Origin of the sequence: Paenibacillus sp. FSL P2-0136 (assembly GCF_037975325.1) — a bacterium.
GTDB classification, from domain to species: domain Bacteria; phylum Bacillota; class Bacilli; order Paenibacillales; family Paenibacillaceae; genus Paenibacillus_AQ; species Paenibacillus_AQ silagei.
Genome location: NZ_CP150244.1, coordinates 880,071 through 894,377, shown reverse-complemented (window position 1 = coordinate 894,377; position 14,307 = coordinate 880,071). Strand labels below are relative to the sequence as shown.

At 56.2% G+C, this 14,307-nt stretch carries 15 protein-coding genes and 2 other annotated features; of the genes, 3 read left to right on the top strand and 12 right to left on the bottom strand.

Going from position 1 to position 14,307, the window contains the following annotated elements; genetic code table 11:
- Window positions 1–13: 13 nt before the first annotated feature.
- The 8 genes from NYE26_RS03705 to NYE26_RS03670 form a co-directional block, all read right to left on the bottom strand.
- On the bottom strand, window positions 14–1,576 hold the full coding sequence (locus NYE26_RS03705) for a 2-isopropylmalate synthase (protein WP_339253956.1): 1,563 nt from the start codon (window positions 1,574–1,576) through the stop codon (window positions 14–16).
- A gap of 75 nt (window positions 1,577–1,651) precedes the next feature.
- Window positions 1,652–1,941: a binding site (T-box leader), on the bottom strand.
- Between the two features lie 51 nt (window positions 1,942–1,992).
- Window positions 1,993–2,335: a binding site (T-box leader), on the bottom strand.
- 54 nt (window positions 2,336–2,389) lie between these two features.
- A complete protein-coding gene (tsaD, locus tag NYE26_RS03700) occupies window positions 2,390–3,439 on the bottom strand; it encodes a tRNA (adenosine(37)-N6)-threonylcarbamoyltransferase complex transferase subunit TsaD (RefSeq protein WP_339253954.1) in 1,050 nt (349 codons plus the stop codon).
- Window positions 3,436–3,960 carry a ribosomal protein S18-alanine N-acetyltransferase gene (rimI, locus tag NYE26_RS03695; RefSeq protein WP_209878273.1) on the bottom strand — a complete coding sequence of 175 codons (525 nt, stop codon included), beginning with the start codon at window positions 3,958–3,960 and terminating at the stop codon, window positions 3,436–3,438. Before rimI ends, tsaD begins: the two co-directional genes overlap by 4 nt.
- Entirely contained in the window at window positions 3,957–4,784 is an 828-nt protein-coding gene (gene tsaB, locus NYE26_RS03690; RefSeq protein ID WP_339253952.1) for a tRNA (adenosine(37)-N6)-threonylcarbamoyltransferase complex dimerization subunit type 1 TsaB, read from the bottom strand. Before tsaB ends, rimI begins: the two co-directional genes overlap by 4 nt.
- Window positions 4,781–5,251, bottom strand: a complete 471-nt coding sequence (gene tsaE, locus NYE26_RS03685; RefSeq protein ID WP_339257308.1) for a tRNA (adenosine(37)-N6)-threonylcarbamoyltransferase complex ATPase subunit type 1 TsaE — start codon at window positions 5,249–5,251, stop codon at window positions 4,781–4,783. Before tsaE ends, tsaB begins: the two co-directional genes overlap by 4 nt.
- Before the next feature lie 109 nt (window positions 5,252–5,360).
- Window positions 5,361–6,335: a multidrug resistance efflux transporter family protein gene (locus tag NYE26_RS03680; RefSeq protein WP_339253950.1), complete on the bottom strand. Its 975-nt coding sequence runs from the start codon at window positions 6,333–6,335 to the stop codon at window positions 5,361–5,363.
- Window positions 6,336–6,581: 246 nt separating this feature from the next.
- Complete coding sequence (locus tag NYE26_RS03675) at window positions 6,582–6,767, bottom strand: H-type small acid-soluble spore protein (protein WP_036723178.1); 186 nt, start codon at window positions 6,765–6,767, stop codon at window positions 6,582–6,584.
- A gap of 15 nt (window positions 6,768–6,782) precedes the next feature.
- Window positions 6,783–6,962, bottom strand: a complete 180-nt coding sequence (locus NYE26_RS03670) for a hypothetical protein (protein WP_339253947.1) — start codon at window positions 6,960–6,962, stop codon at window positions 6,783–6,785.
- Between the two features lie 142 nt (window positions 6,963–7,104).
- On the opposite strand from NYE26_RS03670, the gene NYE26_RS03665 reads away from it, so the two are divergent.
- Window positions 7,105–8,085 carry a Ku protein gene (locus tag NYE26_RS03665; RefSeq protein ID WP_339253945.1) on the top strand — a complete coding sequence of 327 codons (981 nt, stop codon included), beginning with the start codon at window positions 7,105–7,107 and terminating at the stop codon, window positions 8,083–8,085.
- Window positions 8,078–9,076: a DNA ligase gene (locus NYE26_RS03660; protein WP_339253943.1), complete on the top strand. Its 999-nt coding sequence runs from the start codon at window positions 8,078–8,080 to the stop codon at window positions 9,074–9,076. Before NYE26_RS03665 ends, NYE26_RS03660 begins: the two co-directional genes overlap by 8 nt.
- A gap of 4 nt (window positions 9,077–9,080) precedes the next feature.
- Here NYE26_RS03660 and NYE26_RS03655 read toward each other — a convergent pair whose 3' ends face one another.
- The 3 genes from NYE26_RS03655 to NYE26_RS03645 all read right to left on the bottom strand — a co-directional run bounded on the left by NYE26_RS03655 (window position 9,081) and on the right by NYE26_RS03645 (window position 12,061).
- Window positions 9,081–9,902 carry a hypothetical protein gene (locus NYE26_RS03655; protein ID WP_339253941.1) on the bottom strand — a complete coding sequence of 274 codons (822 nt, stop codon included), beginning with the start codon at window positions 9,900–9,902 and terminating at the stop codon, window positions 9,081–9,083.
- A gap of 423 nt (window positions 9,903–10,325) precedes the next feature.
- A complete protein-coding gene (locus NYE26_RS03650; protein WP_339253939.1) occupies window positions 10,326–11,522 on the bottom strand; it encodes a hypothetical protein in 1,197 nt (398 codons plus the stop codon).
- The gene (locus tag NYE26_RS03645; RefSeq protein ID WP_339257307.1) at window positions 11,486–12,061 is read right to left on the bottom strand and encodes a sigma-70 family RNA polymerase sigma factor; all 576 of its coding nucleotides are present in this window, start codon (window positions 12,059–12,061) and stop codon (window positions 11,486–11,488) included. Before NYE26_RS03645 ends, NYE26_RS03650 begins: the two co-directional genes overlap by 37 nt.
- A 186-nt stretch (window positions 12,062–12,247) precedes the next feature.
- Here NYE26_RS03645 and ligD point away from each other — a divergent pair, with 186 nt between their 5' ends.
- Window positions 12,248–13,144 carry a non-homologous end-joining DNA ligase gene (ligD, locus tag NYE26_RS03640; protein WP_339253937.1) on the top strand — a complete coding sequence of 299 codons (897 nt, stop codon included), beginning with the start codon at window positions 12,248–12,250 and terminating at the stop codon, window positions 13,142–13,144.
- A gap of 175 nt (window positions 13,145–13,319) precedes the next feature.
- Here ligD and NYE26_RS03635 read toward each other — a convergent pair whose 3' ends face one another.
- Window positions 13,320–14,228 carry a YitT family protein gene (locus NYE26_RS03635; RefSeq protein WP_036723169.1) on the bottom strand — a complete coding sequence of 303 codons (909 nt, stop codon included), beginning with the start codon at window positions 14,226–14,228 and terminating at the stop codon, window positions 13,320–13,322.
- Window positions 14,229–14,307: the final 79 nt, after the last annotated feature.

The following is a 14,307-nucleotide window of genomic DNA, read 5'->3' as shown; positions in this document are numbered from 1 at the left end:
GGTCTCTAGCTTTTTAGCTATTCACCGCCGAGCCGGGAGAGGGCATCTCCGATTCCGACAGCAGTGCCGCATTACAAGCGGAGATGTAAGCAATGCCTGCGGCCATCACGATATCGTGATGGATGGCCGTGCCCCGGAACTTGGTGTCCTTCCACTCCACCATGACGGCGGCCTCGGCCTGGGCATTCCCGCCGCTGCCGAGGGAATGCAGCTCCAGCCCGTCGAAGCGGATATCCTCGGCAATCCCTTGCCCTATAGCGGCAATGATTGCTTCCAGCGGACCGTCTCCGGTGCTGGTCTGGGTCGTCTCTGCGCCGCTCTGCAGATGGCGCACTGTCACTGCGGCCACGCGGCGCGGCGCGCTGCCGGCCAGGACCTGGACCTCGCCGAGCGCATAGACCTGCGCCTGCTGTCCTGTGGTGCTGCTGACCATCCGCAGCAGCTCATCATCGCTGACAGCCTTCTGGCGGTCAGCCGTCTCCTTGAAGGATTCGTAGAGCGCGTCCAGCTCCGCCGAATCCAGGGCAATGCCGTACTTCGCAGCGCGGTCCTTCAGCGCATGCCTGCCGGAATGCTTGCCGAGGATAATCATGCTGCGCGGGATGCCCAGCCGCTCCGGGTCCATAATCTCGTAGGTGCTGCGGTCCTTCAGCAGGCCGTCCTGATGGATGCCGGATTCATGCTGGAAGGCATTGCGCCCGACCACCGGCTTGTTGAAGGCAATCGGGAAATGCATCGCCCCGCTGATCATCCGTGAGGTGTCATACAGCTTATCCAGCACGATTCCAGTCTCGGCGCCGATAGAGTCTCCGCGTGTCTCCAGCGCCATGACCAGCTCCTCCAGCGCACAGTTGCCGGTCCGCTCGCCCACTCCGTTGACCGTAACCTCAATCTGTGTGGCGCCGCCTTCAATGGCCGCCAGGCTGTTCGCTACGGCGAGGCCCAGATCGTTGTGGCAGTGGGCGCTGTAGATGACCTTGTCTCCGCCCCTGGCCCCAAGCCGCACACGCCGGAACATCTCTCCGTATTCCTGAGGCAGCGCATAACCTACCGTATCCGGCAGATTGATAATCGAAGCGCCCTCTTCAATCACCGCCTCGACCATCTCGATCAGATCGTCGATGCCCGTCCGCGCAGCGTCCATTGCAGTGAACTCTACCACATCGCAGAACTGGCGGGCATAAGCCGTCATCTCTCTGGCAACCACTACAACCTCAGGGCGGCTCATGCGCAGCTGATGTCGCAGATGGATGTCGGAGGAGGAGATGAACAGATGAATCCGCCGCCGCGCGGCATCCCGGGTGGCCCGTACAGCAGCATCGATATCCCCCTTGACTGCCCGTGCGAAGCCGCAGATCTCCACGCCCTGAATGTTGCGGGAGATCGTCTCCACCGCAGCGAAATCCCCCGGACTGGATACAGGGAATCCCGGCTCCATGACATCCACTCCCAGGTCCGCCAGCTTGCCGGCCAGAATAATCTTTTGCTCAGGGGTAAGACTGGCTCCCGGGGCCTGCTCCCCGTCACGCAGCGTCGTGTCAAAAATCTGAATTCGTTTCTTTACCGGAATAATCATTGTAATTCCTCCTCAAATTAGGTTTATCTAATGGAGGGCTGCCTCCTAAAAAGCACAAAGACCCCCCGTCTCTTATAAAGAGACGGGGGGTCAGCCCTCCGCGGTACCACTCTTTTTGACGCATAGGCTCCCTGATGTCAGAAGTCCTGGCTGCGTCCAGCTTAGATCAGATCTCCCAGCCCCGATAACGGAAGCTATAAAGATCTGAAGGGTCCGGTAACGGGGACATCCGTAGCAGCGTACCTGTAGCTCTTTCCGCCGCTCCGCTCACGGGTGAGATTCGCCGGCCTCTGGTGTCTGCGTCGCACCTCCCCGCAGCTCTCTGTTCACCTTAGCCGTCTACTGCTCCCGATCCTTGCGTGTCATTCCTATATCACTTCTCACAAAATGTGCACAAAAAAAGCCTGCCGTCTCATTCAAGAGACGACAGGCTGTTCACTGTCGCGGTACCACTCTTGTTGATATCCGAACCCGCTAACCTTCCAGCTGCTCTGCGATACCCACTCCATGTCTGCAAGGTTCCCGAAATGTTACCACTCCGTCCAGCCTTGACTGACCACCCTCTCACGGAGGTTAACCGTAACGGTGTACCTAGGGTCGCCGGATTACATCCTGTACCGGCCAGCGCTCCTGTTCAAAGAGCTCCCTGCTTCCACCGCTCCGCTCCCGGACGAGTTCAGGTCTCCATCGACTGCGTCGCACCTTCCCGCAGCTCTCTTATCCCGGAGTGACCTTACTGCTTCCGATCATTGCGTTTGTTCAAATATAAGATGATTGAATTGAACTGATTATACCCGGCGGCATCTGCAAAAGTCAATAGGCAGATACCGACCATTTCTCCAGCGAATAGCCGGGATCGGCGACCATATCCAGCGGAATCCCGCCTTCATGTCTCCATTTCACGTAAGCTGCGGCACCAATCATCGCCGCATTATCCGTGCAATATACGGGAGGAGGGATAACCAGCTCGATCCCCTCTGTCCCGCAGCGCCGGATCAGGGCTTCGCGCAGCCCCTTGTTCGCCGCTACCCCTCCGCAGAGCAGAAGCTGCTCCGCGTGGTATTCACGGACGGCACGGATCGCCTTCTCGACCAGCACTTCAACTACGGATTCCTGGAAGCCGCGCGCAATGCCCGCGACATCCGGCACAAGCCCCTTCATCTTACTCTGATTCACCGCGTTCAGCACCGCAGACTTCAGACCGCTGAAGCTGAAGTCATACGAGCCCGGCTCCAGCCACACACGCGGCAGAGCGAAGGCTTCCTCCGCTTCATGCGCCAGCTTGTCCACATGCGGCCCTCCCGGATAAGGGAAGCCCAGGGCCCGCGCCACTTTGTCGTACGCTTCGCCGACGGCATCGTCACGGGTGCGCCCGATGATCCGGAAAGCTCCTTCCCGCTCCATATGCACCAGCTCCGTATGCCCCCCTGACACCACCAGCGTCATGCCCGGATACTTCAATTCCTTGACCAGCCGGTTGGCATAGATATGACCGGCAATATGATGCGTGCCGATGAGCGGCTTGCCCCAGGCCAGCGCCAGGCTTTTGGCAGCCACGACTCCGACCAGCAGCGCCCCCACCAGTCCCGGACCCTGCGTTACCGCCACTGCCGTCAGCTCCTGCGGACGTACGCCGGCTACGCTTAAGGCTTCTTCAATGACCAGCGTTATCACCTCGACATGCTTGCGGGAGGCCACTTCAGGCACCACACCTCCGAATGCCCGATGGGTCTCAATCTGGCTGGAGATGATGTTGGACAACACCTCACAGCCATCCTTCACTACAGCTACAGAGGTCTCGTCACAGCTGGTTTCAATCGCCAGAATCAATACAGGCTCCCTTGCGCCCGTGTCTGTCTTCATTTCAAGTCCACGCTTCCTTCCGTTACAGCTTGCTCCCCGTACTCCGGCAGATCGGCCCACATGATGAGCGCATCCTCGCGGTTGTCCGAATAATAGCCCTTGCGGGTACCCGCAGGCTTGAAGCCTTTTTTGCGGTATAAATTCTGGGCCACCTCATTGGAGACCCGTACTTCAAGCGTGATCGACTGCATGCCGAGATAAGCCGCCGTCTTCATCAGCTCGTCCAGGAGCCGCTCGCCCCATTTACGTCCCCGGTATGCCTCCAGCAGTGCAATATTGGTAACATGCGCCTCATCGACAATCGCCCACATTCCTGCGTATCCAATAATATGCCCTGCCAGCTCCATTACCATATATTTAGCAAAATGATTGTGGGTCAGCTCGTTGCGGAAGGCTTCCTCTGTCCAAGGCATGGTGAAGGCCTCCCGTTCAATCACAAGAATCGCAGGCACATCCTCCAGCCGCATCAGGCGAAAAACAAGCTCAGTCTCCTGAGCTGGTCTACGTTCCGGTTCGATCATCGTGTATTCAGGCTCCCTTCGCTGCTGCGGCGCAAATTCGCCTCCGCCTCTGACAGCTGCGTATAATTGGGAATCAGCGTATGCAAATCTCCGCTCTCTTCGTAGAGACCCGCTTCCGCCAGAAATCCAGTCCAGCGTCCTTCAAGCTCATAAGGCACTGCCTGGACGTTGGCGGCTTCCATCAGCGGAGCCAGCATGTCCGCACTTCCGTGCAGCGCCGTCTCGCCTACGAACCACAGTGTGTCCGGCAGATCGCCCTCAGCTGCGGCTTCCTTCAGCCGTACCGCCAGCTCCTGCACCCAGTCGGCCATCAGCCTGATGGCATCCGGCGCCAGCCGCCGGGGAGGCTTGTTCCCGTCCGCCGTGAATACAGCGGTGTATGCCTGTCCCCGCCGGGCATCGATCAGCGGAATGATCCAGTCTGTTCCTGCCGTGCCGTTCGGGGACGTTATGGGGTCTTGCTTCTGCTGCGCAGAAGCCGCATGGTATCCGCCCCAGGCCAGCGCATGCAGGCTGGATACACCGGTAACCGGTACGTTCCAGGCCCAGGCCAGCGTCTTGGCTGCAGTCACAGCGATCCGTGTTCCGGTATAGGAGCCCGGGCCGATCCCGACCGAGATTCCGCCGATTCTTTCGGCCGTAGTGGCAGACGCCTGAAGTGCCTGCTCAATAATAGGGAGCAGATGAACCGAATGGTTCCGCTCCCCGGAAGCATTAATCTCATGCAACAGCTCCCCGCCGCCAGTCACGGCCACTCCCAGAACTGCCGTTGATGTATCCAGCGCCAAAAACCGCTTACGCGGCTCATTATTCGAGTTCGTCATGTTTCTTTACCCCACTTCTGGATCAGCATCCGGCACACTTCGCCGTAAGGCTCTCCGATTCCGGTCACCGTAATCTCCCGTTCATCCGGGCCGGCGGTCTTCAGCTCTATATGGAGATGCCGCGGCGGCATCAGATCAGCAATGATTCGGCTCCATTCCACCAGACACACACCCTGACCGTAGAAATACTCTTCCAGTCCCAGCTCGTCCGCTTCCTGCAGCGATATCCGGTATACATCCATATGATACAGCGGCAGACGTCCTTCATACTCTTTGATAATGGTAAAAGTAGGACTATTCACAATACCTTCCACACCCAAGTGGCGTGCATAGCACTGCGAGAACGCTGTTTTGCCCGCACCTAGATCCCCGTCAAGTCCGATAACCATCCCCGCCGATGACGCGGCAGCAATGGCGGCGGCAAGTGCCTCCGTATCCTGAAGGCTGAATGAACGGGTTGTAAACACCGTTTGTGTATTATTGTCCAAAGCTGCAACTACCACCTTTTTGAAGATCCCTTAACAGTTAACAATACTTTTAATTATATCGGTATGCTACTTGTACCGCAACAGCCTGTCAGTCCGTTGAGAACGCCGGAGCCGCCGCAGGCTTCCCCGGATGCCGGGAGAACAGGCTATGCAGCACCATACCACCAATAATGACCGCAATCCCCGCCCATGACAGGAGGGAAGGCAGCGGCGAGGCCAGCAAGAGCATCTCCCCCAGCAAGGCGAACAGCACCTCCAGTGACTGGGTCGCTTCCACGGCTGCCAGACTGCTCATGCTATCCCGGACCAGATCGGTAGCCCGGAAAAACAACACCGTAGCCACAATTCCCGAACTGAGTGCAACAATGACTGATTGTCCTAATTGCGAGGAGGAGGGCAGGCCTGTATCTGTCATACCATACAGAGCGACAGCCAGCCAGAAGGGCAGGCTGGCAAGCGTCATGCCAAGAATCCGCTGGAATACATCCAGCTGGCCGCCGCACAGCTCCATCATCTTACGGTTGCCGAGCGGATAAGCGAAGGAAGCGATAAGTACCGGGACAATGCCGAGCAGGACCTGGGATGGGGCAAGCTGCCGCGCCTGCTCCACCTGCAGCAGCGCTACTCCGGCGAGAATAATCAGGGAGAGGAGCAGCCCGCGCAGCGGGATTTTACCTCTTATGTATACTTGTCCTCCCGGTCCGCTGACCCATTCTCCGAAGAACGGAGCCAGCAGCGAACCGGAGATAATCGTGATCTGCCACGTTCCAGCCGTCAGCCAGCCCGGTGCATAGGCAGCGGCGAAGCAGATGGGCGCGTAGAACAAGCCGAACCCGACAGTTCCCCACAGCAGCCAGGCTCCAGGCCGTTCTCTCATCGCAGCCAGCAGCGGCTTCAGCCTCCCTCTTCCGGCCACAATCGCCAGCAGCAGCGGGAGCGTGAACAAGTACCGCAGCGAGGCGCTCCACGCCCAGCTTCCTCCCGCAAGCTCCATCCTCCGGTTCAGCACAAACGTCACCGCAAAAAACAGCGCCGAGCACACACCCAGTAATATCGGACGCACTTCCATCATCTCTTTTCGTCAAAATTCTTCTTCCAAATATAGGGCTCACCACTCCCGGCGTCAATATCTGTGTCAGCTATTATTTAGAGGCTACGGCTCCATACCCCGGCTCTGAGCATAACGATTATTTTCGGTCAGGCCACACAAAAAGCAGGAGACTCCCCGCGATGGTGCCACCGCCAAAAGAACTCCTGCTCGAATGAGTATTTTACCTGGATACCTACCAGGACTTATTATGCTGACCCGCTACTTCCTCTGCTCCTCCAGCCGCTCAACACCAACAGTCTGTGTATTCGTCGGCCGGGAGCCTACCTGAACCGTTGCCATACCGTTATCCGAATCTACATGCTCAATCCAGACCGGCTCACCGTCGAGATGCACCGCAATCTTGTCCTTGGAAGCGTAAATATCCTGCGCACGTGTTATATCCATTCTTTTCTTGCCCCCCTATTCCTCTTCATCTTCCGCCGGAAGCTCCCCGATTGTTGCATCAGCATCCAGTAGTACTGCATCCTCGTCCAGTCCGGCATCCTCCGGATCGGCAATAATATTGTCCCAATTGACCGCCTCAGCCGGAATATCCTGCTCGGATAACGCATCGCTCCAGTGATAGTGCTCCTTGTCCATAATGCCTCCTCTTCTCGCTTTGGGTCTGTGCAAGCTGAGCAGCATTTATTTTTTCCCATGACTCTCAAAACATGCATCCGGCTAGAAAAAGCCCTGCCTCCCCATACTAAGCCATACCACATCCCATCAGGAGGCGATTCTCATGCATACCGTTTGGAAAGGAGCCATCAGCTTCGGGCTTGTGCATGTTCCGGTCAAGATGTTCTCCGCTACGGAGGATAAAGACATCTCGCTGCGCTACATCCACAAAGAATGCGGTAGTCCGCTGTCTTATGTACGTAAATGTCCTGTCTGTGACAAGGAAGTCACCTGGGAGGAGATCGGCAAGGGGTACGAATATGAGAAGGGCAAGTTTGTTCTGTTCGACAAGGAGGAGCTGGATCAGCTAAGCGAGGAGAGCAGTAAGAGCATCACCATACTGGATTTCGTGGATTTGACGGAGATTGACCCGATTTATTTCCAGAAGACCTACTATTTATCGCCAGACCAGGCAGGCGCCAATGCTTACCGTTTGCTGATGGAGGCGATGCGTCAGACCGGGAAGATCGGTATTGCCAAGATCTCCATCCGCTCCAAAAGCAGTCTGGCCGCCATCCGCGTCCTGGCAGACTGCTTGGCGATTGAAACGATCTATTACCCGGACGAGGTCCGTCCGGTATCGCAGGTTCCCGGCCTGCCGGAGCCGGGCAGCGTGAACGACAAAGAGCTGGATATGGCCAAGCTGCTGATCTCACAGCTGTCCACCCCGTTCGAGCCTGCCAAATACACCGATGATTACCGCCAGCGGATGCTTGATCTGATTACACATAAGATTGCAGGCGAAGAGTTCCATATTGCTCCGGCCCGCCAGGAGAACAATGTTATCGATCTGATGGCTGCCCTGCAGGCCAGTATCGAGGCTGTGCAGCATATTCCTTCCGATCCCGGACCGGCTAAGGGAGGCAGCGGGGCTAAGCCAAGGACAGCCGCCGGTGCGAAAAAACGTCCGGCCAAGGCCACTGCCGCAGGGACTCCAACCGATACAGCCGCCGCTCCGGTTGTAGATGAAGCTACCGGACCAATTCCGGTGATTGCCCCGAAGCCGAAGCGCCGGAGCGCGAAGAGCAAGGTAACCGGTGCCTAGAGGCCCGGCGTCTGCACCCGCCGCCAGGCTGGACAACTCCCTTCAGCTTAAGACCATCACTCCGTTTGAGCCTGTACTGGCCTCTGTGCTTCCAAGCGGAGAACAGTGGATCGCCCAGATCAAATGGGACGGCGTGCGGATGATCTCCTATTACGACGGGAGCCATGCTGAACTGATTAACCGCCGTGGCAATCGGCGCACGCTCCAATATCCTGAGCTGGCCGAACCAGGAAGCTATTGCCGGGCCGGCTCCTTCATTCTGGATGGCGAGATCATTGCACTCAGCGGCGGCAAGCCCTCCTTCCATGAGGTCATGCGGCGGGACAGCCTGAAGAACGAGGCTGCGATCCGGGCAGTGCAGCCCCAGGTTCCGGTGCTGTATATGGTTTTTGATATGCTGTATTGTGACGGCATCTGGCTGCTGGATGAACCGCTGTCCCGGCGGCAGGAGCTGCTGAAGGAGATGCTGCTGCCCCATCCCCATGTGCAGCAGGTGCCGAGCTACCCCGATCCCGTCCAGTTGCTCGCTGCGGCACGGCAGGGCAGTCTGGAGGGGATCGTCTGTAAGGATCTGGACAGCACTTATGCGCCGGGCGGCAAGGACAAGCGCTGGCAGAAGCTCAAGATCATCTCCGATGTCACCGCTGTCGCCGGGGGCGTCACCTTCCGGGACGGCATCGTGAATGCGCTGCTGTTCGGCCTGTATGATGATGCCGGCAGGCTGCATTATATCGGACATGCCGGAGCAGGCAGAATGACCGTCCAGGACTGGCGGACACTGACCGGACGGATTCCGGGACTTGTCACAGAGCATATGCCGTTTGCCGACCTTCCGCAGCGAAGCTCAGGCTCCGTTTGGATTAAGCCTGAGCTGGTGTTTAAGCTGCATTTTCTGGAATGGAATCCCTCCGGCACCTTCCGCCAGCCTGTGATTCAGGCTCAGGTCGATCTGCCCGCCCATTCCTGTTCTTTAAGCCAGAGGGGGTTCTAGCTGCCTATTGGGGAGTAAGGCTTCCGGCAAGTTTCAGCAGTTCAGCCTTACTCTGCACAGTGTTCCGGCTATCCGTTAATGTGTACTCTCTGCTGCCGTCCGTGCTGCTCCACTGCAATTGCGATTTGAGGTTGCCGTGATGCGGCCCGAAGGAGGTGAACATCATCTCCTGCCCGTTAACCTGCACCTTCTCATCCTTGTCCTCCGGCAATACGGCCAGTGTAACTCCAGCCGGAAGCTTGCTTGCAGGCTCGGCACGCAGGCTGAGCACCTCTCCCTTGCGGGTATACGTCAACGTGGTGACATGACCGCTCCAGGGGAGCATTTTGGAGACGACCTTTTTACCGGCTGACGTAGATTGTTGCTTGAGTTGCTCCCTGAGCTGCGCATATCCTTCCTCATACGAAAAAGGAATGTCGGGACTGATGTTTGCCTCCTTCAGCACATAATCTTTTGGGAGCGAAGCTGGAGCCATGAATGCACCTCCGCCCATTGACGTTAATTTCTGCGCCGCTTTGCTTACAGACGTATAACTAAACGGCACGTAACTGATATCCAGACTGTCCAGCGTATTGATTTTGATGTCATTCACATACACAGCCCGGATTTCCCCTGCGTTCAAGGGAGCCTCATTCGCTTTGGACAGCAAAGCGTCCAGCGGGGATGGCGCAGCCGGTTTAGCCGGCTTTTCGGTTTCTTCCCACAGAATGCCATTGCTTTTATTTTTTAATTTATCAGGCAGCCTTCCCGCTGCTCCCACCGACCCCGCTGCTGCGCTCAGCAGCATGGACAGGCATATTGCGGCAGCAGCCGCTTTCTTTTTCATTAACAGAGTCATGTTCATATTCCTTCCCTTCAGCTGATTTGTTGTTGCTGCAACACTCCTGTAATGCCGCAAAGTGCCGAAAGGGGACATTCAACTGTGAAATAATAATAAAAGAACAGCATCACCCTAACTGATGAATACGACTGTGTTCGGTTTTTCGACTATATTTGGTCCACGCGCCTCCACACTGCTCATTGTAGTCGGTTTTTCGACTATATTTGGTCCACGCGCCCCCGCGCTGCTCATTGTGTTCGGTTTTTCGGCTATATTTGGTCCACGTGCCTCCGCACTGCTCATTGTGTTCGGTTTTTCGGCTATATTTGGTCCACGTGCCTCCGCACTGCTCATTGTGGTCGGTTTTTCGCATACATTGCCTCCACACTGTGGCTTCCGGAGACACCTGTATTTAACGCCCATAAATCTTCAACGCTGAACCATCCCGGCGGCAATGCTCTCCCATTGCTCCCGGGTCAACCGCTTATCCGGCGGGTCCGTCATCCAAGCAAGCCCTCCATAGGCGTTATCATACCAATACAGTCTGCTTACTGAACTTCCGTTCTCTTCTCCAGCGCCTGCCCCCGGAATGAACAGTAGCTCCTTATCCTCGTAGGTCCATAGTTCAGCCGTTTGGCCGGGGGATACGTGAATTTGCGAAGGACCGGTTGTTGCTGCGTTATTCCAGAATAACTGAAGCTTCAGCTGCTGGCTGCCATCCCGATAGATCACCTCGGCGCTTGCGAGATTCTCCAAGGGCCATAAAGTTGCAGCCAGCGGATTCCCGTCCGGAGCAGCTTCCGTTTTGGCCTTCAATGCCTCCAGTGCCAGCCTATACTCCGGCTCAAACGCAGAGGGGGTTTTGGCGAACAGCCGGCCCTCCGCAAACTGTAACCCGCCTATTCGCTCAGGCGGCAGTGCAAAACTCCACTTGCCCGTTTGCTCCCGGGCGGCTGACAGCTTCGCGTAGCTGGTATACGTAACCGTTCTGCTGGTGAAAAATAGCGGTTTTCCATACCCCAGCCCGTTCATCAATGCAATCAATTCACTGTCATTGACATAATAAGCTGCTGTCTCTCCCGGCTGTAAATCCGCTTGCGCCTGTTGTTCATATTGCTCCCTTAGCTTAAAGTAACGTTCCCGGGCTGAGCTAGAGCCAATGTAAGGCGTGTAGACCTTCGATTCAGCGTACCTAAGCTGCGCCACAACTCTGCCGCCGCTGTCCTTCAAGACCAGAGGCTGCCCCTCCGTCTGCCGGATGACCGCAAAGTCCGGGTGCAGCGCCTTCCCCGTAGTTTCCTGGTCTGTCCCATGGCGGAGAACGCTGAACCCAGCCAGCCCCAGCAGCGCAACCGCACAGAGTCCGGCGGCCAGCCTTCTGCCCCGCTGTACCGCAGGACGCAGCGAAGGTATCGGCTGCCTGGTCATCACAGGCCCTTGCCTAACCATTTCAGGCACCGCTTGCCCCGGTGAAGCTGGCGTTCCTCCGCCCTCTGATGCAAGCCGCTGTGCATGGATGACACGTACCCGCTCCATAACGGATGACTTAACATCAATGCTGCCCGCTGCCTCACCTGCGCCCATTCGTCTTATCCTTTTTTCTTCAGCAGCGAAGTGCTCGTCCATTGTGCTTCCTCCCCCTCTCTTTGCGATTTCAGCAGGTTGGTGAGTTTAATAATCGTGCGCTGATATCTTTTTTTGACCGCATCCTGATTCTTGCCCAGAATCACGGCGATTTCGGCAAAGCTCTGCTCTTCAAAAACCCTCAGCAAAAGCAGGTTCCGCTCCTCCACCTTCAGCCGGGAAAGCGCTACAGCGAGCGGTTCATCGAACAGGAAGCGGTCCATCTGCTGCTCCGGGCTTTCCGCGTATTTCTGCGGCCGCAGCAGCAGCATCACCCGGCTATGCCGCTGGCGCTGGCGGATAACCGCCAGGCAATGATGATAAGCGATTTTATACAGCCATGAAGAGAAGCTGACCAGCGGACGGTACTTGCCGATATTTTGATAGGCTTTGACCAGAATCTCCTGCACGGCATCCTCCGCCTCTGCCCCGCTGCCTAGCAGACGGCTGCAATAACGGTACATCGGCTGCTGAACAGCTTCAACGATCCGCCCGTACTGCTCCACGTCGCCGTTTTGAACCTTAACAACGAGGTGTTCCATTTCATCCAAAATCGTAAAACGCTCCTCTCTTCTAGCTAACACCCTTATAAGCACCTGCCCGGGCCAAAAGGGACATTTTGCGCAAAAAAGTGTGAACTGCCCTTATCCCGGACCGGAATCCCGACTGAAAACCGGCAGCACGGCAAATACTAGGCAGACATACACAAGCCTAAGGAGGGATGTCCCATGCCAGCGGCCACCAAAGGAACCATTACCGTAGACGGGCAGCAAATCAGCATCACCAATCCCGACAAACCGCTCTGGCCCGAGATGGGCATCACCAAGCAGATCTATCTGCAAAAGCTGGCGGCCCTCTCGCCCTACCTGCTGCGCTATTGCAAAGACCGGCTGCTCACGGTGATCCGCTATCCCCATGGCGTTCCCGGGATGTCCTTCTATCAGAAGAACGCCCCGGAGCCGCTGCCGGAATTCGTCCGCACGGCGGTGCAGGACAATATCACCTACATTGTGCTGCAGGGCCTGCCGGAGCTGCTCTGGCTGGGCAATCTGGCTGCGCTCGAATTCCATCCCTCCCTCCATTATGCCGGCAATACACTGCCCTGCGAATGGATGATTGATCTGGACCCTTCGCTTGAGGTCGAACCGCGGATTATGGAAGCTGCTGCTGTGGTAGGGGAGGTGCTGAGATCGCTCGGACTGGACTCCGTTCCCAAAACCTCGGGAGCCACCGGAGTGCAGATCATTGTTCCGGTTAAGCCGGGGGTGACCTTCGATGAGCTGCGCCGGATCGGGCATTTCGTAGGCCGTTATGTCACCGAGAAGCGACCCGATCTCTTCACCCTGGAGCGTCTGAAGAAGCATCGCGGGGATAAAATATATTTCGATTATCTCCAGCATTACGGCGGCAAAACACTCGCTGCCCCGTACACCCCGCGCGCCCGGCCGCTGGCTACTGTCTCCACTCCCCTCCTGTGGGAGGAGGTTGAACGGGGTGTCAAGCCTACAGATTTCAACCTGCTGAATATAGAAGAGCGTCTCAGCCGGTTAGGAGATCTGATTGCCAAGGTTCCTCCTCAGCCGGTCGAAGCGATTATTGCCAAGCTGCCCTCAGGACAGCAATAAGCCCGCAAATGCCTTTCTCAGGCTGCGGGCTTATTCTTGCGTCCAGAATCAGGACGGAAGGTATTATTATATATGGGCATACGGCGCAACAAGTCAGGACCGCCGTATGGGTTACTCTGTCGTTCGTAAATATACCTTCCTTCGAAGCGTTCCGGCTGAACCGGTTACGCTAATGCTAATGAATTGCTTTTTTCTTGAAGCGACCGCCCTTAACATCATGGATATTGCCGATCGCGATGAACGCGTCAGAATCCCAATCTTCTACGATAGACTTCAGCTTCGCTTCTTCCAGACGGGTAATGACAACAAAAATCACTTTCTTGTTATCGCCGGAGAATCCGCCCTCACCATCAAGATAAGTCACTCCGCGTCCCAGACGCTCCGTCAGAGCTTCGCCGATATCACGGAATTTATCACTGATAATCCATACCGACTTGGACTGGTCCAGACCTTCAAGTGTAATATCGATCAGTTTGAAAGCAATGTAATACGCAATGAGCGAGAACATCGCATTATTCCAGCCGAACACAAAGCCTGCGCCGGACAGGATGAACAGGTTGAAGAACATAACGACTTCCCCTACAGAGAACGGAAGCCTCTTGGATACAAGAATGGCTACAATCTCAGTACCATCGAGCGATCCGCCGTAACGGACAACGAGCCCGACCCCAACGCCGAGAATTACCCCTCCGAATACTGCTGCGAGCAGCGGCTCAACCGTAATGGGATGAACAGGATGGAGCAACTGGGTACCGATGGACATTACAATTACAGCAAATAGAGTAGATAAGGCAAATGTCTTACCGATCTGCTTATACCCGATAACCAGAAACGGCAGGTTAAGCAGGGTCAATAGAATACCGAGCGGTATATTGAAAATATGGGACAACATAATGGAAATACCGGTGATTCCGCCATCAATCAACTTATTGGGAACAAGAAAAATTTCAAGGGCAACAGACATCATGGCCGCTCCGATGACAATCATCACAATCCGCTGGGCCAGTCTTGCCGTCTTGAACACTCCAGACTTCTCCGGCTTCTTCTGTTCTTCATTCGTAAAGATATGTTGGCTTACAGTCATAGAACTCCCCCTATAAATAGTATATCTAAGAAGCTTACGAAAGCGAACGTACAGTCGTGCCTTCTCCCCTGTTCTTCTT